Source organism: Arthrobacter sp. alpha11c (genome assembly GCF_054149985.1).
Genome location: NZ_CP196747.1, coordinates 3,882,671 through 3,901,772, shown reverse-complemented (window position 1 = coordinate 3,901,772; position 19,102 = coordinate 3,882,671). Strand labels below are relative to the sequence as shown.

Here is a 19,102-nt window from a genome sequence, read left to right as displayed (position 1 = left end):
ATCAGCGGCCGTGGATGCCCGTTTCCGGTTGTCATAGCGTCGGGTTGTACTCCCGCCCACATTCATGTTAACCAGACTAACTCCAATATGGACGGCAGGTCCAGACTGCGACCTCCGCCGTCGTGCGTTGGCCGCCTCAGGCGTTACCCGTGACCGTTCCCCTTACCTTTTTCAGGCTTGGTTTCGCTCTTTCCACCGCTCTTGGCGTCCGCGAGATCTTGGGGATCAGTGCCTGCACCATCTTGGGCAGGCAAGGTGGCTTGAACGGCTGGCGCCGGAACGGGCTGCTGATCTTGCACATCCACAACTTCGACTGCAGGCGCCACCGCCGGCGGAGCCGTTTCCACCGGAGTCGTCGGCCCGCCCGGTTGGGACTCAATTACGGAGACACCGGGATCGACCTTCCGCGTCGGTTCGGCTGAAGGTTCCGACGAAAAGACGCCATTGGTGAGCAAGGCCAACGCGACCGGAACAGCGAGGGCAGCCGCAACCAGCCCGGCGAGCACCTTGGGCTTCTTCCCAAAAGCCCTTGGACCCGTAGCGGAAGCGCGCCTTCCCGGGGCCGAAGCAGCCACGTTCGGACGGGAAGGCACCACATGCGGCGGCCGCGACGGCAAAGCCGGCTTCGATGGGACTGCAGGCGCCGCTGAAACTACCGGCAGGATTTCCGTTGCCATAGGCGGCAGCTTCCGACGTCGGCCCGCCAGGACTTCTTCAACGTCGCCCGCCGTCGGACGTCGGTCCGGATCCATGTCCGTCATTGCTTGGAGGAGTCCGCGCAGCCCGTTGGGAAGTTCTTCCGGGATCTCGGGTGCCCGATGAAGTCGTGCCGAGGCCGTCTCCACCGGGGTTCCTGGGTATTCGGGCTTGCCGGTGAGGCACTCCAGGAGCACCAAACCCAAAGAGTAGATGTCGCTGGCAGGCGTCAGGTGCAGCCCTTGTGCCTGCTCCGGGCTGAGGTACTGGGCTGTGCCGACGGTGAAGCCCGTTGCGGTGAGGCGGCTATCGTCCATGACCAGGGCGACGCCGAAGTCCGCCAGTTTCACAGATTCGGTGCCATCTGCCCCCTCGGAAACCAGGATATTCGCCGGCTTGATGTCGCGGTGAATGACGCCCTGGGCATGCACCTGGGCAAGGGCGCCAGCGAGTCGCACGCCGATGCGGGTGGTTTCGGGATGCGTCAGGGGCCCGTCGGATAGTACGGCCTTCAGGTCACGACCCTCTGCGAGTTCCATGACGAGGTAGGCGCGTTCTTCGCCATTGCGGGTATCCACGCCCGCATCGAAGGCCGCCACCAGGCCTGGATGGTCAAAGGCGGCGAGCAACCTCATCTCGGTTTCCTGGCGGGCCCTGAACGAGTCGTCGCCAGAGCCAGGCAGAAAGATCTTGATTGCTACGTCCCGGCCAAGGAGCAAGTCCGTGGCCCGGTACACCGTGGACATAGCTCCTCGGCCCAAAACCGGTCCCAGCTGATAGCGGCCAGCGATGGTGGCAGCCACACTGGCATCGGTCACGTGGAACTCCACGGCCTCGTCATTGTTGCCCACGAATTGTCACGCCCTTCAGGCCCACCTGCGTGCCTCGGACCCCAACAGGGTCCGCTGCTACCAGGCAACGCCGCCGATCAAACTTTCACGAGAGCCGCGCAGCCGCCCTGTTCGGCGAAACCGCTACGGCTTGAGCAGTCCTGCGTCAAACAGCATCATCCGGATTCACCAGATAAGTCATCAGGATACTTAGTATTGGCCCGGAAGGGAAACGCGTCATCAATGAGGAGGCCGATTAGTCCTCCGCGAGCGCCGTAAGTCGCGACACGAGCAGGGCCTGCAAATGCTGCCGCTCGCTGGCAGTCAACCCCTGTCGCAACTGATCTTCCACCTCGTTGGCAGCCTCACTCGCCGCCTTCAATCGCTTACTACCCAGTGGAGTTAGCTTCACGGGGAGTGCCCGCCCGCTGACAGGCTGCTCCGGCCTTGAAACCAGCCCGTCCCGCTCCAGGGCCTGCAAAAGCACGTTCATTGACTGCCGGGACACGAAGGTTCCACGGGCAAGCTCGGAATTGGAAAGGCCGGGACGTTGCGCCAGGAGCTCAAGGCATGCGTACTGCGGCACTGTCATTCCGAGGGGTCGGAGGGCGGCGTCCATTGCGCTCCGCAAAGCACTGTGCACTCGCTTCAGTAGATAGCCCAGGGAGGTGTCCAGATCCACGCCACTGCCGTCTTGACTCATGTCAACATTCTGACATACCTTATCGATGTCAACATACTGACATAACGAGGAGAGCAAGCATGGCTACAATCGGTCCAGATTTCATTTCCCTGCAGGTCCGCGATCTTGAACGTTCGGCACTGTTCTACGAGCAGCAACTCGGGCTGACGCGCTCGGTGGCGGGGCCGCCACATGCGGTCGTTTTCGATACCAAGCCGGTCGCCTTTGCGGTACGGGAGCCACTGCCGGAAACCGAGCTGGATTCGCTCCCGCAACCCGGCGAAGGAATTGCCTTGTGGCTGCGGGCCACCGACGCACAGGAACTCCACGACACGCTCTCCACCCACGGCACGCAGATCACGGCAGCACCCATCGACGGGCCCTTCGGGCGCACGTTCACCTTCGCAGATCCGGACGGTTACAGGATCACCATCCACGACGCAGCCTGACGCCAACCGCACCAAGCGTCCGACGGCGACCTCCCGCCGTCGGACGTTTTCCTTACGTGACGCACGGAACTGCGGCCCGGACGGCCGGAAGGCACAATGGAAGGTATGACCCTTACTACCTTCGCCCTCGTCCGCCATGGCCAGACCGACTGGAACGCGGAGCGCCGGTTGCAGGGGGCCACCGACATTCCACTGAACGACGTCGGCCGCGAACAGGCGCGTGAAGCCGTTGCCACACTGACCAATTACCAGTGGGACGCCATTGTTTCCTCGCCGTTGAGCCGTGCGGCAGAAACCGCGGACTTGATCGCAGAAGGCCTGGGCCTCACGGTCGCCCGGCGGGTTCCCGAGCTTATCGAGCGAAGCTTCGGACCGGCGGAAGGCCTGCAAGCCGGCCCGGAACTCGAAGCACTTCGCATTCCAGGCGGTTTCCGCGGCGGCGAGAGCGATGATGACGCAGCCAGCCGCGGTATGGATGCCCTGGAACAGTTGGCACAGGAATTTTCGGGACAGCGCGTCCTGGTGGTAACCCACGGTACGTTGATCCGACTGTCACTGAGCCGCGCGATCGGACGCACGCTGGACAGCGTCCACAATGCCGTGCTGAACCTCGCCCATCACCACGTCTCGGATGGCTGGAAGCTGGAGTACTTCAACGGTGAGCTTCTGACAGCCAACGTGGACAGCTGACATAACCGCGAAACCTCAGCGAATCTTATTGACATCGCGCATGCAAGTTTCTGTATGCTCAAGTGAGTCAAGCAGTAGGCGCGTTTCGCTCCGCTGCCCTGGAGGTCAGCTTGGCTCTCACACTTGTTGGCTCCAGACTCGTGACCGCCGAAGCCTGCCGGGTCAACGCAATTACACTGACTGCGAGAGTAACGCTGGCCACCGACGGCTGGTTTGAACTTCGCGTCATTCAAATACCGGGGCTGGTGCTCCACGTTTCCCGGCTGGAAGAGGCGGCACAGGCCGTGCTCGACGCCGCGACTGCCTTGAGCGGACGGAAGCCGGAAGAGTTTGACGTCCAGTTCCAGTGCTGAGTAAGCCGATGCCGAACGAGCAGAAACTGCTGACAGTTGGGCATGGCGCCACACCCCAGTCCGACTTTGAGGACCTTTTGCGTGCCGCCGGCGTGGAGTCGTTAGTGGACGTTCGGATTGGCCCGGGAAGCCGGAAATACCCTCACTTCGGAAGAAACCACATGGAGGAATGGCTGCCCACTGCCGGAATCGCTTATCGCTGGGAACAGCGACTGGGTGGGTTCCGGAAGCTTCCGCCGGACTCCCCCGACACATCCCTACGGAACGATTCCTTCAGGGCATACGCGGCGTACATGCGCACAGCTGAGTTCACCGCGGCCCTGAGCCAGCTTTTGGCGGACGCGGCTGCCCAAAAGACCGCGATCATGTGCAGCGAAACGCTCTGGTGGCGTTGCCATCGCCGCCTCATGGCAGATCATTGCGTCCTGCTGGACTTACGGCCCGTCAGCCATCTCATGCCGGGAGCCAAGCTGGTCCCCCACGTTCCCACGGCCGGAGTGAGGGTGCACCGGGGGCATCTGCAGTACGACCTCCCCGTGGACGAGTCGGTTGGCTAGGTCAGTGGGTTAGGTCAGCGGGCCTCAAGCCGGCTCCGCAGTTGCTGTGCGAAGTCGGGGTAAGCTGCCGCAATCTCTTCCAGATCAACCGTCTGGGGGAAGTCGATCACGGGTTGGTGCTCGGCAAGGAAGTTGGCCGTTTCTTCAGTAATAAGCTGCCCATCCTGGCCGTCCAGCCTGGCATCAGTCAGGAATTCCGGAGTGATCCGAAAGACGGATTCCCCGGTCTGCCCTTCGGATGCCCAGCGGACCAAGTACTCATCCTGGTTAACGAGTTCTACATCGAATGACTTCTCCATGCCAGCAGCCTACGTGGTGTTCAGCCGTGACCACTGGTTCTTCACTAGGATGATTGACATGGCAGCCATCGAATCTGTAATTCTCGAGGTCGCTCCCACTACTCAGGTGGCGGAGGCCTTCTACACTGACGTTTTCAGCATGGGCGGCAGGGTTCAGGTACGTTCATCCGAGGCGCCGGCCACCGGCTTTCGCGGATTTACGATGTCGCTGGTCGTCGCCCAGCCAGCCACCGTAAACAGTCTTATGGACAACGCCCGCGACGCCGGCGCGACGGTCATCAAGCCGGCCGCTAAATCGCTGTGGGGGTACGGCGGAGTAGTTCAAGCTCCAGACGGCACCATCTGGACAGTCGCCTCCTCGTCCAAGAAGGACACCGGTCCGGCCGATCTGCAGATTGATGCGATGGTGCTCCAACTGGGAGTCGCGGATGTCGCTGCAAGCAAGCAGTTCTATCTGGACCGAGGCCTCACCTTGGCCAAGAGTTTCGGAAGCCGGTACGTCGAGTTTGATACCGGCCCCATCAAGCTGACGCTCAACAAACGTGGCTCGCTGGCCAAGACCGCCGGCGTATCACCCGAGGGAACCGGGTCGCACCGGCTCCTCATCAGCGGCGATGCAGGCACCTTCACCGACCCTGACGGATTCGCTTGGGAAGCACCACTGGGCTGAGGGGAACGGCGACAGTCTTCCGTCAGAGCTTTTTGCGCCCGAACCGCACGCAAGAAAACGCACGACGGCGACCTTCCGCCGTCGTGCGTTTTTCCTTGCTTTAGAGAGAGCTAAACCTCGGGACGCGGGCGCCGGTCGATGATGGTCTCTGGGGCATCACGCCGCTCCACGACATGGTCCGTACGCCGGGTGCGGCCTGCCATGATGATGGAAATGATCAGGCCCAATACGCCTACAGCCATCAGGATGTAACCGATCAGGACCTGGTCCACGAAGGGGATGAGTCCGGGGGCAAGCGCAAAGGCCAGAATCGCTCCAATGGCGATCAGTGCTATGGAAGAACCTATTCTCATGTCGTGCTCCTCTCACTTCCGACCGGCCCGCGAACGGGTGATCACGGAACTGCGTCGATATCGTAAGCATACTTCCCAATTTGCGACGCGCGAAAGATTGTGCCCGTCATTGTTTGCTTACGAGCCGCGTCGAACCGGGCCGCCGATCAGTGCCCGAAACCTGCCGCAAACCGCGCGATGGCGTCCTCGGGAGTGGGCGGCGGACCAAAAACTTCGGCTTGTCGGCTCGTGTTGGCGACGTATCGGCCGGTCTCAAACCAAGCCGACATGCTGGCCATGTCGCTTACCAGCGGGGCAAAGCGCGAGGTGACTTTGCCCAACCCTTTGAGCACCGGCGTGGGAACGGCCATGATCTTGATGTCCTTGCCGTCCGCCTCGCCGTGTTTGGACAGGAGGCCCGCTGCTTCCGACATGCTGACGGGTCGGGTCCAGCCGATGTCGATGCGTTCGCCATCAACTATCTCCGCATCCACCGCATCAGCAAGGTAACCCGCGAGGTCGCTGGTGAGGACGAAGGTCAGCGGGGTGTCCTTGGAACCGATCCACATGACGCGGCCCTTCGCCAGGGGATCACCACCCATCCCAGCGGTCTGGTCAAGGAACGCGCCCGGACGAAGCGCCACGAAAGGGACGCCCAGCTGCTCGAACGTATCCTCGGCCTGTTTCTTGTGCCAAAAGTGCGGAACCTGGGGTGTCAGATCACAGGTGAGGATGCTGATGAGAACAAACCTGGGAACGCCCGTTTGTTTGGCGGCGACGGCCAGGTTGCTGTAGCCAAAGGTGTCTATCGCGTTGGCGTTCTTGTCGTTCCGCGTGTATCCGGCGGCAGTCGAAATCACCCCGGCTACACCCGTCATCGCGTGGATCAGGGACGCCACATCAAGCATGTCGCCCCGGACGATCTCCACACCTTTGGCTTCGAGCTTGCCCGCGTTGGATTTTGCCCGGACCAGCGCACGGACGCTCTTGCCGCGCTTGAGAAAGTGCATCAACCACTTGACTGCCAAGGTAGCCGGTGGCACCGACCACGAGGACAGGCTTTTCTTCAGCCATGATTTGCTCCTTGGACTTCGCCGGGTTCGCTCCCAGGAACAGTCGTAGCATGCCTCCCTGCGTTGATTCCAGACTTCACGCAAACGCACGACGGCGACCTGCCGCCGTCGTGGGTTGTGCCCGCCTGAAGTACGCCGTTTCGTTGCTGACCGAAAAGTCAGAGGGTGATGGCGATCTTCCCGCGTGTTTTGCCGGCGTCGAAGTAGCGCATGGCTTCCGGAACCTGATGAAGGGGATAGCTTCGGTCGATGGCCGGGACGATGGTTCCGGCTTGGAGGAGCCCGGCGAGGTACTCAAGGTCCTCCGAACGCTCCGTGCCAACTATCATGGTCAGTTTTTGGCTAATGAAGGGGGACAGGGCCAGTGCCCGGAACTGCCTGTCCATGCCACCAGTTAGCGGCCCACCTTCCTCGCCACCGGTCAGGACTGCCGTGCCGCTGTGGGCGAGCGCGCGGCGAAGACGCTTCAGGCTGGGGTTTCCCGCGAGATCGATGATCACGTCATAACGCTCAGACCCGTCGGCGAAGTCTTGCTTGGCGTAATCGATCACGTGGTCGGCGCCGAGGGACTTCACATGGTCCACCTTGCCGCCACTGCAGACCCCGGTGACGTCAGCTCCTGCTGCTTTGGCGAACTGCACTGCGTAGCCGCCAACCCCGCCGGAGGCGCCAGTGATCAGCACCTTCGGGCTCTTCCCGGTTTCATCAGCTTGCGCCCCGACTCCTATCCCACCTGCGCGTAGCGCCTGAAGGGCGGTGCAGGCGGAAACGGGAACCACTGCGGCTTGCTCGAAGCTGATACTTGCAGGTTTGAGGGCGAGGTGGTCTTCCCCGGCTACTGCATACTCGGCGAAGGAACCCTTTCCCACGCCGAAAACGTGGTCACCAACCGCGAAGCGGGTTACTTCCGGTCCAACCGCTTCGACGGTCCCGGCGAGGTCGAGCCCGGGTACAGGATTCTTGGGACCCCGAAACCCAAAGGCCAGACGCAAGGCGTAAGGCTTCCCGGTCATGATGTGCCAGGTCCCACGGTCCAGCCCTGCAGCGTGGACGCGGACCAGCACTTCATTGCCCGCCACCTCGGGCCTGGGGATGCGCGCCAGACGAAGGACATCTGCGGAGCCGTAGGCATCCTGGACGACCGCCCGCATGGTGACTTCCGAAGTGGGCGCCACCTTGGATGCAGACGTTTCCTTGGCTTGCTGACCAGTGGTCATGGCCGTTCCTTTCAGGAGTTCAGCTACTTTTCGTACGCTGTACTAATGACGCTACCGTACAATGTACCAAAACGGAACACCCAAAGGAGATCCAGTGTCCGCCCTAAGCCCGGAGCGCCTTCCTCTGAGCCGCGAAAGAGTTCTCACATGCGCTGTGGAACTCGCAGACGAGTCAGGGATATCGGCGTTGACCATCCGCTCCCTCGCGCAAAGCATGGGCACCAAGCCGATGTCCCTGTACTACTACGTGGCTAACAAGGACGAGATCCTGGACGGCATCGTGGACATGGTGTTCAGCGAAGTTCAGTTGCCCTCGCCCTCCGGGAACTGGCGGGCGGAAATGCACGATCGGGCACACGCGATGCGGGCTGCCCTCACCCGGCATCCGTGGGCGGTGGGGTTGCTGGAAAGCCGCTCCTCCCCTGGCCCCGCAACACTCCGACACCATGAGGCGACGCTGGCCACGTTGCGGGCAGCAGGATTTTCGGTCCAACTGACCGCCCACGCGTACGCAGCACTGGACAGCTACATCTACGGTTTCGCGCTCCAGGAGGCAGCCCTGCCGTTTGAAGGCCGGGATACCGCAGCCGAAATCACCACCCCCATCATGGAGCGATTCTCAACAGGGGAGTACCCGCGCATGGTGGAGATCGCCGTCGAGCATGTCCTCAAACCCGGCTACGACTTCGGCGACGAATTCGACTTTGGACTGAACCTGATTCTTGACGGCCTCAGCCGATTGATGGGCGAAGCCGGCGCAGCAGCCGAATAACCGCCGCATCCGTTGAGGTGCGTGGGGCAAAAGGGTACGGTCAGGGCATACTCGACGCCGTCCGTTTTAAGGATCTGATGCCATGGCCAGAATTGAGGACTATGCAATTATCGGGGACTTGAATACGGCCGCCCTGGTTGCGCGGGACGGATCCATCGATTGGATGTGCCTGCCCCGTTTCGACTCCCCCGCCTGCTTCGCCGCCTTATTGCATACCCCTGAAGCTGGCCGATGGCTCCTCGCGCCGGCAGATGCAGGGGCGCGGAACGGGGGAAACTGCACGCGGCGCCGCTACCGTCCGGACACCCTGATCCTGGAAACGGAATGGGAAGTGGAGGGCGGCGCGGTCCGTGTCATCGACTTCATGCCCGTCCGCGACGACGCTGTAGACCTCGTGCGGATCGTGGAAGGCCTGTCCGGCGAGGTGGCCATGCGCTGCGAGTTGATTCTCCGTTTCGACTACGGTCGCGTGGTGCCGTGGGTGCGTCACACCAAGCACGGAATCAGCGCTGTGGCGGGGCCCGATTCCGCCTATCTCACGACGCCCGCTCCTCTAAAGGGCCAGGACATGCGCACGGTTAGTGAGTTCAGCGTCCGCGCCGGGGAACGCATCCCCTTCGTGCTTCGCTGGGCACCAAGCCATGAGCCGGAGCCCCGGCGTATCGATGCAGCCAAAGCATTTCACGCCACGGAATCCTTCTGGCGCGAGTGGATTGACCAAAGCGAAATGGAGGGCAAGTACAAGGATCCGGTGGAGCGATCCCTCATCACCCTCAAGGCCCTGACCTATGCCCCCACGGGCGGCATCGTCGCCGCTGCTACAACATCCCTTCCCGAGCAACTAGGCGGCTCCCGAAATTGGGACTACCGCTATTGCTGGCTGCGCGACGCAACACTGACCCTGCAGTCGTTGCTTGCCGCCGGATACACGGAAGAAGCAGCAGCCTGGCGGGAATGGCTGCTCCGTGCTGTGGCGGGCGATCCTTCCGAGCTGCAGATCGTTTACGGCCTGGACGGTGCCCGAAGATTGCCGGAGGCCGAGATCCCATGGCTATCGGGCTACGAAAATTCCCAGCCAGTCCGCACCGGGAATGCCGCAGCCCCCCAGCTGCAATTGGACGTTTGGGGCGAGGTGCTGGACGGACTCTCGCTGACCAGGGCAGCTTCCCCGCCGGGCACCGTGGACACGTCCTGGGACATTCAAGTGGCGTTGATGGAGTTTCTGGAAGGGGCTTGGGACCAACCGGACAACGGGCTTTGGGAGATGCGCGGGCCCCGCAGGCACTTCACGCATTCCAAAGTCATGGCATGGGTGGCTGCCGATCGCATGGTCAAGGCCGTGAGAACTTCGGGATTGCCCGGCCCCGCGGACCGCTGGGCGGCGCTTCGCAGGCAGATCCACTCAGAGGTCATGACACGCGGGTTCGATGAAGAGCTCAACAGCTTTGTCCAGTCCTACGGCAGTAAGGAACTGGACGCCAGCCTGCTCCTCATCCCCCGGGTTGGCTTTTTGGGGCACCGTCATCCACGGGTTGCGGGCACCGTGAAAGCCATCCAGGAAGGGCTGACCGATGATGGTCTGGTGCTGCGCTATCGAACCGAGTCCGGCCATGACGGCCTGCCTGGCGATGAGGGAGTCTTCCTTGCGTGCTCGTTCTGGCTGGTGGATGCGCTGCTGGGCATTGGCCACGCCGGCCAGGCAACCGCACTGTTCGAGCGGCTGTTGACGCTCCGAAACGATGTTGGGCTGCTCAGCGAGGAATGGGATCCCAGAACCCAGCGACAACTCGGCAACACTCCGCAAGCGTTCAGCCACTTTCCCCTGATCCACTGCGCCCTGCAGCTCCATCACGGCGAAGCCCATGGCAGTGACACGCCGCTGCGCAGGCCGAAACACCCGGAACAAGGTACTGACCAGCTCCCACAACAGGCCATCTCCGAAAGCGGCCCGGGCACGGATCATCCGGCGCCCAGAAAGCGCTCCGAAACCAGCCGCTGAAAAGCGGCAGCAGTTACGATTCCGTCTTTTGATCGTCCGGATCCGCGGCTTCGGCCTTGTGCTTGGCTTCCTCCAGGTGTTGATCGAGCTTGCGCTCGGCCTCCCGCCGACGCTGGCCGATAGTCCTCATCTGCTGTGTGGTCGGAGATCCAGCGTCGGTATCCTGCCACTGATCGCGTTCCTCTGACCCTGCGCCCGAGGGCACGCCAGAGCTCTTCTTCTCTTCATCGCCCATAAGGAAATCGTCCCATCGCCTGGGCTTCTGCGGTAGGACCAGCTGGCTGGATAAAGGCCCGACGGCGGCCTCCCGCCGTCGGGCGTTTTCACCCCTCAGTGGTGCGGCAGCTGCCGCAGGCTTCAGCGGCGGGTATCGCGCGTGCCTTCAGTTTCAATGTTTTCCTTGCGGACTTCCTCATTGACGGGGACATCATCGGTGACGGTGTCCTTTTCCAAGCGCACGCGCTCCACAGGGACGGTTTCCTTATCCACTACCGGCCGCTCTTCGTGAAGCGTGACCTCATGCTCACTTTCTGTGAGGTCAGGGCCGGACATGGCGTCTCCCTTATTGGTATCCGTGATCGGCTCACGCTCAAGGCGGACTTCCTCGCGCTCGACCGGCACGGTGGTAGTCACATTTTCGGTGGTGATGTACTTGCGAAGACGCGCCCGTCCGGCCGCTGTCCTTTCCGTCCCGACGTTGAGCCGCTCTTCAGAACGGGTCATGGCATCGTCGCCCTCGCGTGCCGTTCCGGCGCTTGTTTCCACTCCGGCGCTTCGGTTCGCGTAGTCATGCTGACCCTGGAAGGCGTCCCGGTCCTGGATGCTGTAGTGGTTGTAAAGCCGTTCCTCCTCATCCGGGTCGAGGTGGCCATCTTCGGCCACGCGGGGAGCGTCCTTGATGTGATCCTTGCTGTAGGGAACAACGACGTCGTCGCCCTCCACGCTGGCTCCCTCCAAGGGAATGAACGATTCAGAAGTGCCGAAAAGACCGGTTTTGACTGTCACCCATGTGGGCTCCCCTGTGTCGTCATCGGTGTAGAACGTGCCGATTGACCCAACCTTGTCCCCCTCCGTGGTCCGAACGTTTCCGTTGAGGCCCATCAGACGGTCAATGTTCTCCCTGGCGAGCATGATGTCTCCTTGGAATCTGGATGTGTTGCACTTGATGCCCAGCGGCCTGCATCACCGGGCGTGGGTTCCGGATCATGACGGGGAATGGATTCAACCCGCTGACTTGGCGGAACAGCAATACATAAGCATGCTTACTATTTCTTTGGCAAGACCCAATCGAATCTGCCGTGGGATTGATCCACGTGGAGTACCACAGAGTCCCTCCGAGAACCCCCATCAACCGGGACTCCCTCAGGCTGAATGCCCGTGATGGTCTGGAACCATGACCACTGATACTTGGCGTGCACCAACACGCCGTCGCCTGCCGCTTGTTACCTACGTGCTTGCCGCGGGCGTGTTCCTCATGGGCACCACAGAATTCGTGGTGGCCGGGATCCTTCCAGAGATCGCCCAGGACCTGGGTATCACGGTAGGAAATGCCGGGTTGATGATTACCGTCTTCGCGGTTGGCATGATCATTGGAACACCCACGATGTCGATCCTTACCCTCAAGATGCCGCGACGCGTCACGCTTAGCCTCGCGTTGGTGGTTTTCGCCGTTGGACACGTCATCGTTGCTCTTACCACCGACTTCGCAGTGATACTCGGGGCCCGGTTCCTGACGGCTCTGGCCACCGGAGCCTTCTGGGCCGTCGCCGCAGTCGTGGGTGCGAAGGCGGCTGGTGCCGCTTCCGCCTCCCGCGCGTTGGGGGTGGTCCTGGGCGGTGGCATGCTCGCCAACGTGATCGGTGTTCCGTTGGGGGCATTTGCCGGCCAGTCGATCGGTTGGCGAGGCCCTTTCTGGATCCTCACCGTCCTGGCACTCGTGGCGGCGTTGGTTGTTTACCGTTTGGTCGGCGTCGGGCCTTCCTCTGGCCCCATCCCCTCAGTTCGGGCCGAGATCGCGAGCATGCGTGACGCAAGGGTCTGGCTTGTCCTTGCAGGTTGCGCCATCGTGTGTGGATCATCCCTTGCGGCCTACAGCTTCATCTCTCCGCTCCTGACACAGAACACGGGCATGGGAGCAGCAGCAGTTCCGCTGGTTCTCGTGGTCTATGGAGTGGGAGCGTTCATCGGTTCCAACGTCGGTGGCCATGTTGGCGCGCACCGCCCCTTCACGGCGCTGTTCGTCTCGGCTGCAATGACGTTTCTAGTGCTCGGGGCACTCTGCCTGCTCTCAGGCAACGCCGTGCTGACGGTGATCCTCATCTTCTTGCTGGGCCTGTTCGGCATGGCAACCAACCCCATCCTCATAGGCAAAGCAGTCGGTTATGCCCACCACGCGCCCACGCTCGCCTCGGCGCTCAGCACATCCTCGTTCAACCTCGGCACCGCAGTGGGCTCGTGGATCGCAGGCTTTGCACTCGAGTCCGCGCTCGGTGCCACGGGCCCCGTGGTGGTGGGTACGTGCATAGCGGCACTGTATTTTCTCCCGCTCACCATCCTGTTGCGGAAGGAACGGTCACCTCAGCCGTCCGAGGCAGCCCTCTCAGGCTCAGCCTGAGCTGCGGTGCCATACTCGCTGGCAGCCCACGAAGCGAGCAACTGCAGGCGCTCCGCCGAAGGCGACCCCGGTTCCGCACTGTAGATCGTCAGGGTCAAGCCGGGCTCAGCGGCCATTTCCAACCCTTCATAAGCTAGCGTCAGCTCGCCCACAACGGGGTGATTGAACGTCTTGAAACCCGTCCCATGGTGGCGGACGTTGTGCGCACCCCAGCGTTTCCGGAATTCATCGCTTCGGGTTCCCAGCTCACCGATGAGGTCATGAAGTTCCTTGTTGTGCGGGTCGCGACCGGCTTCAGTCCTCAGGATTGACACGGTCACCTCGGCGAACGCATCCCAATCCGGATAGAAATCATGGGCGCGTTCATCCAAGAACGTGAATCGCGCGATGTTCGGCGGTTGACCCGGCATGTCGTAGCAATCTTTGTAGAACGCCCGCGCCAAGGGATTGACCGCCAACAGATCCATCCGGCCGTTACGAACGAACGCCGGACCGGCGGTCACAGCATCCAGCGCCCATTGCAGGCTCTGATGCGGAACGTAGGACTTGGAGTTGCGCCGCCTTGGCGGCCGGGCCACCGGACTGGCCGCGTGGGCGAGGTCGAATAAGTGGGCCCGCTCGGCGTCGTCCAGGCACAACGCCCTTGCGATGCTCTCAAGAACCTGCGGGGAAGCTCCGCTGATCGCGCCACGCTCAAGGCGCGTGTAATACTCCACGCTCAACCCGGCAAGGGTGGCAACTTCACTACGCCGCAAACCCTTTACACGCCGGTTCGTTCCGGTGGGCAGTCCAACCTGCTCAGGGGCAACATGGGCACGCCGTGAGATCAGGAATTCGCGGACCTCCGCTCGATTATCCATGGCTCCACGCTAGGCCAAGCAGGTGTCAGGAGGGAGTCCCTCCGGATACCTGCTTCGCTTAACGCACGACGGCGACCTCCCGCCGTCGTGCGTTTTCCTCACCCAATTCCCCGCCTCAACACCGCGGTGTCGGTGTGGAACGTTAGGGTTGGTCCCAAGACATCTGACGAGGAGAGCAATTGCCGTACATCGTTGACTTCAAGAACGTTTGCACCGAGGGCCTGGAGTCTTCTCCGGTTGCCGAGACGCTTGCAGGGTTGCGGGCCAACGAGGCCCGTTATTACAAGAACAAATACGACCATGAATTCACCGTGAGTCCCGCCAGCGAGGTGCCGGAAGTCGTGGATCGGGTGAGCCGGATCCTGAAGGAAGAGCGCGACATCGTCATCGATTCCCGCCCCTTGGAGGCGACGGCCTTCGAAGTGGACGGCTTGCGGATGGACTACGTGTTCCACGAGTCCGGGCTGTCCATCAACGTCATGTACAGCATCGAGGAAGGCGGGAAGCGGGCGGTCGGTTTCAAGCTCGCTGAGGGCATGGACGTTCCAGCAGAACTGGAATCGCGCTTCAAGTTCGCCCGTCAGAAGTCCAAGCTGGCAGGGGTCATCCGGGGATCGTACTTCGTGATAAAGGGTCAGTACTGACGGCAGGATAGGTTTACGGGGCCCTATGCCAATTGGCGGGGACCCTCTATTCTCTTGACATGGGCGTTTGGGGAGCGTTGTGCCGCACCAAACCTGGTTGCAACAGCATCCGGCGCAGGTGACGCATGGATCCCCACAACAAGGTTCCTTCCTCGGACAATTACGCCGCATTCCTCGCAAGGTTGGACACGGCAACCACAGGCCTGAGCACCCGGGCGAGGGCCCTTGACAAGGCGCTGAGTGCGATCTCGCTGCTCTTGCGACGGTATCAACGGGCCCTTCGCGGCTGGGAACGGAGACTGGTCCGCGTCAATGAGGAACTAGCCCGGCACTCCGGCGAGCCGCAGACGTCGGCGGCCCTCCATGAGCTCCAACGAACTGCCGTTCAGATGGGGTCAATGCACAGCGCACAGGTCCTGCGGCTCACAGAGAAACAGTCAATCATGCGAGGACGACGCGACGCCATCGGCCGGTCGCTCCTGGAGCTTGAAGTCAGCAGAGCCAAACTGGATACGTCCCGGAGGTTGTCACAGGACCGCGAAAACCTGAGCAGGGCCCTCTACGAACTTGCTGGGACCGGCGGTGGCGCCGCGAAGATCCCCGATCTGGGATTGCGGAACGATCTTAGGGAAGCACGCGAGGCAGTAGTCCTGGCCGAAGCACTCCTCGAAGTGAAGGGATCCTGACCATGGAAAACACGTCGGACGCTGTTGAAATCGTGCGCTGGGTGAGGAAACCAGGCGACAAACCCATCATCAAATTCGTCACTTTCAGCATCCTTGCTGTGATCCTGTGGCTGATCCTGATGATCTTCATGCCCGCCCTGAGAAGCGTCGGTCCAGCGTTGATATTCACGCCAGCCTTCGCAGCGATTCTCACCATTCCCACGATCGCAGCCCAGAAAAGCCTGCTGCGAGGGTTGGCCAAACGGATCAACGACACCATCACGGAGATGACAGGCAGCGCCAACGACAAAATCTCCACAAAGCAGCTGCGGAAATTGATCAAGAGTGGCGAGCAGCTTCCACTCTTGATCAACGGAGTTCCCGGTTTGCAGCTGCAGGTGAAAAGGGTCGCAAGTGCCAAGGAAGATGCCTCCGAAAAGCTGCTCGCGGTCATTACCGTTGCTCCTGTGAGCAGTGGAACTGCCAGCTTTGACCGGCTGCTGGAGGCGGCACTGTACGGCGGACGATAAGGCGGGGCTGCCTGGCGAGGAGGCTGCTGAATCAGTCGCTGGGTTGGGTGCGTCGGCTGGATTCGTGGGGCTGGTTGTTACGACTGTTCCTATCCAACCGCAGGCACTGTCCGCCGGGGCCATCGATAAAAATCGCTGGATGAAGCCCGGGATCTGAGGCAGAATACTGGTAAGCGGGCGGAACGACCCCGTTGTCGCACCCAAGGGTGCTGACCAGAACACGCCGCTAGACGGCCATTGGTGGCGTTCCGCCCGCCCCAACCACCCGCTAATTCAGCAGGCTCCTAGCTCTTGGGCACTAGAACGGGACTATCACGTTTCAGGCGAAGCTTCCATGGCGTCAGCGCAGATTCAAGCTGCTCCCGGAGATTCATTTTGGAAGCCCCCTCCACGCGTTCTTCAAAATGAATGGGCACCTCGGTGATCTCAAGGGCCCGCTGAGCGGCCCTGTAGTTCATCTCGACTTGGAAGGAATAGCCATCACTCTTGATCGTTGAGACGTCAATGAGGCCGAGGGCTAAAGCACTCCAGGCTTTATACCCGGCCGTGCAGTCCTTCACTTTCAGCCCGAGGATTACGCTCACGTAGAAGTTGGCCCAAGCGGACAGTGCCTTTCGGTGCCAGGGCCATTCCGACGCCGTAGAGCCCCCGGCAATATAGCGCGAGCCGATAACAACGTCGGCATTCTCCTTCAGAATCTTGTCAATCATGGTTGGGATTGCTGCCACCGGATGGGATAAATCAGCGTCCATTTGGATGACAATTTCTGCATCTTGTGCCAACGCCCGGGTCATCCCAGCCACGTAAGCTCGGCCCAAACCATCCTTTTCAGCCCGATGCAGCACGGAAACGGCGCCATTCGATTGCTTTGCCAACCTGTCTGCGACCTCCCCTGTCCCATCTGGGGAATCGTCATCGACAATGAGCACGTGGAGATTCGGAATGCCCAGTGAATCAAGCTGGGACGTCAGTAGCGGAAGATTCTCCCGCTCATTGTAAGTCGGTACGACAACGGTGATTTTTGGCGCTGTAGTGGTCAAAATATGGTCCCCAATTCGGTTTCAGAAAGCGCCCGGTCCGTGCTGAACTGCACATGTCCGGGCCGGGTCAGTCTATTGATATCGCAGGGGCAATCTAAAACCGGGCCCACGCCAATCCGTGGGCCGAAAATGTCTGACACTGGACACATGTTTGATCCATCGAGACGGTTGGGAAGCTTGCGGCACCCAAAGGGTAGCGGCGCTCGGCCCTAAAAATGTCAGACCCTGGTGAGAGGGTTTATTCATGGGAAGCATTGGGGAGATGTTGGCGCGTCGGGCAGCGATGTCTGGCGCCGCGTTGCGCCCTCGGCGTGTTCCCCGAGGAAGCCACGCCGGTCCTGCCAGCGGCCAAGCCGGCTGTGAAAGCCCGACTGCGGCAGTCACCGGTTCGGACAACCCCAGGGGCATTTGGCTGCTTCGCGGCATTGAACCAGGGCCCTTCTCTGACCCTGATGACGTCGAGCCTGAAGTTGGGCCTGACGTCGAGTCTGTTTCCTCGGGGCTGAGCGTTTCCCCTGGGCTTAATGGTTCCAAGGGCTCTGACGATTTCCTTGGGCTTGACCGTGCGCTGGCACTTGGGGATGCGCTGGCTGAAAGCGCTCAGGCGTTGGAAAATCTGCGTTCGGCCACTGTGGCCGGTGTCCCGGCATTCGGGTTTGCCGAGGCTGCGGGATTCGCCGGGCGGGTGGAGGAGATCTCCCGCACTGTGGAGTACCTGCAGGTCATCGCGGCGCACGCCGTGGAGCGGACCCGCACGCAGGCCCGGCAGGCACGGCCTTCATCAGCGGCGGGCACGGGATGGCAGACAGGCTGGACCGACCCCGGAACCACAGGCACGGACTCAGTCGGGGCTGTTACCGCGGCAGACGCTGCTGCGGTGGCCGATGACGGCTACCGGAACGCCGCGGAATTCCTCCGCGCCGGTCTGCGGATCAGCAAAAGCGAAGCCACCCGCCGGCTCGCACTTGCCTCCGAGGTCCTCCCCCGGACCGGAATCGCCGGACAACACATCCCGGCCCGCCGCGAAATCCTCGCCGAAGCCCTCGAAACCACACAAATACCCACCCGGTCTGCGAGCATCATCAGCGCCGCCTTGGACAAAGTACGGCTCCTCACTGATGACGGCACCCTCGCCCGGATGGAACACGCCCTCACCGCCACGGCCGTTGAATCCGACCCGGACTTCGTCACCAAAATGGCCAAACGCTGGGTCGATTCGATCGACCAAGACGGTCCTGAACCGTCCGAAGAAGTTCTCCGCCAACTCCAAGGCGCGTTCTTCCGCCGTCGACGCCGCCACGGGCTGCACCACATCGAAATCTTCGCCACCGCAGAACAATACGAAACCCTGGCCACCGCCATGAACGTCGCCACCAACCCCCGACTCACCACCGGACACAGCATGGGCACCGGGAACAATGCAGCCGTCTGCCATGGGGAAACCACCGGCGACGGCGACGAGAGCGGTGACGGGAGTGGCGACGGGAACGGGGAGAGCAGCAGCGGGAACACAACCGGCCCGGATCTGGACCGGCGTTCCCGCCCCATGAAACTCCTCGACGGACTCGTCGGAGCCTGTGCCGTCGCGATGACGACCGGGAAACTGCCAGCCAACGGCGGACTCCGACCCCAACTCACCCTCACCATCGACGAACGCGACCTCTTCGAACGACGCACCGACCACTCCCGGCTCAGCACCGGCACAGCAACGTTCCTGGGTCCGATGCACCCGAACACCATCCGCAAAATCGCCTGCGACGCGGACATCCTTCCCGTCCTGCTCGGCAGCGACTCCCGCGTCCTGGACATCGGCCGCACCACCCGGATCTTCCCACCCCACATCCGCAAAGCCATCACCGCCCGCGACGGCGGCTGCGCCTTCCCCGACTGCACCATGCCCGCCCCCTGGTGCGAAGCCCACCACATCACCTACTGGTCACACGGCGGCACCACAGGAACCGAAAATGGCACCCTGCTCTGCAGCCACCACCACCACGTCATCCACAAAGAACAATGGCGGATCGACATGACCACCGGCGTGCCCTGGTTCACCCCACCACCACACATCGACCCCAAACAAACACCCCGACGCAACCACCACCACACACCCCTCAGAACATAAGAGTGTGT

At 61.8% G+C, this 19,102-nt stretch carries 22 protein-coding genes; 12 read left to right on the top strand and 10 right to left on the bottom strand.

The window, feature by feature from the left end; all coding sequences use genetic code 11:
* Nucleotides 1-143 precede the first annotated feature (143 nt).
* Both ACTAQJ_RS18085 and ACTAQJ_RS18080 read right to left on the bottom strand, forming a co-directional pair.
* Complete coding sequence (locus ACTAQJ_RS18085; protein ID WP_498698193.1) at nt 144-1,547, bottom strand: serine/threonine-protein kinase; 1,404 nt, start codon at nt 1,545-1,547, stop codon at nt 144-146.
* Between the two features lie 235 nt (nt 1,548-1,782).
* Nucleotides 1,783-2,229: a MarR family winged helix-turn-helix transcriptional regulator gene (locus ACTAQJ_RS18080; protein WP_498698192.1), complete on the bottom strand. Its 447-nt coding sequence runs from the start codon at nt 2,227-2,229 to the stop codon at nt 1,783-1,785.
* Nucleotides 2,230-2,288: 59 nt separating this feature from the next.
* On the opposite strand from ACTAQJ_RS18080, the gene ACTAQJ_RS18075 reads away from it, so the two are divergent.
* From ACTAQJ_RS18075 to ACTAQJ_RS18060, 4 genes are all read left to right on the top strand, one after another.
* Nucleotides 2,289-2,657, top strand: a complete 369-nt coding sequence (locus ACTAQJ_RS18075) for a VOC family protein (RefSeq protein ID WP_498698191.1) — start codon at nt 2,289-2,291, stop codon at nt 2,655-2,657.
* 96 nt (nt 2,658-2,753) lie between these two features.
* A complete protein-coding gene (locus ACTAQJ_RS18070) occupies nt 2,754-3,347 on the top strand; it encodes a histidine phosphatase family protein (RefSeq protein WP_498698189.1) in 594 nt (197 codons plus the stop codon).
* Nucleotides 3,348-3,409: 62 nt separating this feature from the next.
* The gene (locus tag ACTAQJ_RS18065) at nt 3,410-3,700 is read left to right on the top strand and encodes a hypothetical protein (RefSeq protein ID WP_498698186.1); all 291 of its coding nucleotides are present in this window, start codon (nt 3,410-3,412) and stop codon (nt 3,698-3,700) included.
* A gap of 8 nt (nt 3,701-3,708) precedes the next feature.
* Complete coding sequence (locus ACTAQJ_RS18060) at nt 3,709-4,257, top strand: DUF488 domain-containing protein (protein ID WP_498698184.1); 549 nt, start codon at nt 3,709-3,711, stop codon at nt 4,255-4,257.
* Nucleotides 4,258-4,271: 14 nt separating this feature from the next.
* On the opposite strand, the gene ACTAQJ_RS18055 is transcribed toward ACTAQJ_RS18060, so the two are convergent.
* A complete protein-coding gene (locus ACTAQJ_RS18055) occupies nt 4,272-4,556 on the bottom strand; it encodes a hypothetical protein (protein WP_431117138.1) in 285 nt (94 codons plus the stop codon).
* A 58-nt stretch (nt 4,557-4,614) separates the two neighbouring features.
* On the opposite strand from ACTAQJ_RS18055, the gene ACTAQJ_RS18050 reads away from it, so the two are divergent.
* The gene (locus ACTAQJ_RS18050) at nt 4,615-5,226 is read left to right on the top strand and encodes a VOC family protein (protein ID WP_498698181.1); all 612 of its coding nucleotides are present in this window, start codon (nt 4,615-4,617) and stop codon (nt 5,224-5,226) included.
* A 110-nt stretch (nt 5,227-5,336) separates the two neighbouring features.
* Here ACTAQJ_RS18050 and ACTAQJ_RS18045 read toward each other — a convergent pair whose 3' ends face one another.
* From ACTAQJ_RS18045 to ACTAQJ_RS18035, 3 genes are all read right to left on the bottom strand, one after another.
* Complete coding sequence (locus ACTAQJ_RS18045; protein ID WP_431117140.1) at nt 5,337-5,579, bottom strand: DUF6458 family protein; 243 nt, start codon at nt 5,577-5,579, stop codon at nt 5,337-5,339.
* A gap of 146 nt (nt 5,580-5,725) precedes the next feature.
* Complete coding sequence (locus ACTAQJ_RS18040) at nt 5,726-6,568, bottom strand: SDR family oxidoreductase (RefSeq protein ID WP_498698179.1); 843 nt, start codon at nt 6,566-6,568, stop codon at nt 5,726-5,728.
* Nucleotides 6,569-6,789: 221 nt separating this feature from the next.
* Nucleotides 6,790-7,848 carry an NAD(P)-dependent alcohol dehydrogenase gene (locus ACTAQJ_RS18035; RefSeq protein WP_498698175.1) on the bottom strand — a complete coding sequence of 353 codons (1,059 nt, stop codon included), beginning with the start codon at nt 7,846-7,848 and terminating at the stop codon, nt 6,790-6,792.
* Nucleotides 7,849-7,942: 94 nt separating this feature from the next.
* On the opposite strand from ACTAQJ_RS18035, the gene ACTAQJ_RS18030 reads away from it, so the two are divergent.
* Both ACTAQJ_RS18030 and ACTAQJ_RS18025 read left to right on the top strand, forming a co-directional pair.
* The gene (locus tag ACTAQJ_RS18030) at nt 7,943-8,620 is read left to right on the top strand and encodes a TetR/AcrR family transcriptional regulator C-terminal domain-containing protein (RefSeq protein WP_498698172.1); all 678 of its coding nucleotides are present in this window, start codon (nt 7,943-7,945) and stop codon (nt 8,618-8,620) included.
* An 82-nt stretch (nt 8,621-8,702) separates the two neighbouring features.
* The gene (locus ACTAQJ_RS18025; protein ID WP_498698168.1) at nt 8,703-10,619 is read left to right on the top strand and encodes a glycoside hydrolase family 15 protein; all 1,917 of its coding nucleotides are present in this window, start codon (nt 8,703-8,705) and stop codon (nt 10,617-10,619) included.
* 13 nt (nt 10,620-10,632) lie between these two features.
* Here the strand turns inward: ACTAQJ_RS18025 and ACTAQJ_RS18020 are convergent, their stop codons facing one another.
* Nucleotides 10,633-10,854 carry a hypothetical protein gene (locus tag ACTAQJ_RS18020; RefSeq protein WP_498698165.1) on the bottom strand — a complete coding sequence of 74 codons (222 nt, stop codon included), beginning with the start codon at nt 10,852-10,854 and terminating at the stop codon, nt 10,633-10,635.
* A gap of 122 nt (nt 10,855-10,976) precedes the next feature.
* Nucleotides 10,977-11,750: a DUF2382 domain-containing protein gene (locus ACTAQJ_RS18015; protein WP_498698163.1), complete on the bottom strand. Its 774-nt coding sequence runs from the start codon at nt 11,748-11,750 to the stop codon at nt 10,977-10,979.
* 262 nt (nt 11,751-12,012) lie between these two features.
* On the opposite strand from ACTAQJ_RS18015, the gene ACTAQJ_RS18010 reads away from it, so the two are divergent.
* Complete coding sequence (locus tag ACTAQJ_RS18010) at nt 12,013-13,233, top strand: MFS transporter (RefSeq protein WP_498698161.1); 1,221 nt, start codon at nt 12,013-12,015, stop codon at nt 13,231-13,233.
* On the opposite strand, the gene ACTAQJ_RS18005 is transcribed toward ACTAQJ_RS18010, so the two are convergent.
* The gene (locus ACTAQJ_RS18005; RefSeq protein ID WP_498698160.1) at nt 13,197-14,093 is read right to left on the bottom strand and encodes a helix-turn-helix transcriptional regulator; all 897 of its coding nucleotides are present in this window, start codon (nt 14,091-14,093) and stop codon (nt 13,197-13,199) included. The two genes, ACTAQJ_RS18010 and ACTAQJ_RS18005, sit on opposite strands and share 37 nt — an antisense overlap.
* A gap of 179 nt (nt 14,094-14,272) precedes the next feature.
* On the opposite strand from ACTAQJ_RS18005, the gene ACTAQJ_RS18000 reads away from it, so the two are divergent.
* The 3 genes from ACTAQJ_RS18000 (at nt 14,273) to ACTAQJ_RS17990 (ending at nt 15,932) form a co-directional block, all read left to right on the top strand.
* A complete protein-coding gene (locus ACTAQJ_RS18000; protein WP_498698157.1) occupies nt 14,273-14,737 on the top strand; it encodes a DUF8821 family protein in 465 nt (154 codons plus the stop codon).
* Between the two features lie 125 nt (nt 14,738-14,862).
* Entirely contained in the window at nt 14,863-15,423 is a 561-nt protein-coding gene (locus ACTAQJ_RS17995; protein ID WP_498698155.1) for a hypothetical protein, read from the top strand.
* A gap of 2 nt (nt 15,424-15,425) precedes the next feature.
* Nucleotides 15,426-15,932: a hypothetical protein gene (locus tag ACTAQJ_RS17990; protein ID WP_498698153.1), complete on the top strand. Its 507-nt coding sequence runs from the start codon at nt 15,426-15,428 to the stop codon at nt 15,930-15,932.
* A gap of 284 nt (nt 15,933-16,216) precedes the next feature.
* On the opposite strand, the gene ACTAQJ_RS17985 is transcribed toward ACTAQJ_RS17990, so the two are convergent.
* Nucleotides 16,217-16,972, bottom strand: coding sequence for a polyprenol monophosphomannose synthase (locus ACTAQJ_RS17985; RefSeq protein WP_498698151.1), 756 nt, complete (start codon nt 16,970-16,972; stop codon nt 16,217-16,219).
* Between the two features lie 244 nt (nt 16,973-17,216).
* Here ACTAQJ_RS17985 and ACTAQJ_RS17980 point away from each other — a divergent pair, with 244 nt between their 5' ends.
* Entirely contained in the window at nt 17,217-19,094 is a 1,878-nt protein-coding gene (locus ACTAQJ_RS17980; RefSeq protein ID WP_498698149.1) for an HNH endonuclease signature motif containing protein, read from the top strand.
* Nucleotides 19,095-19,102: the final 8 nt, after the last annotated feature.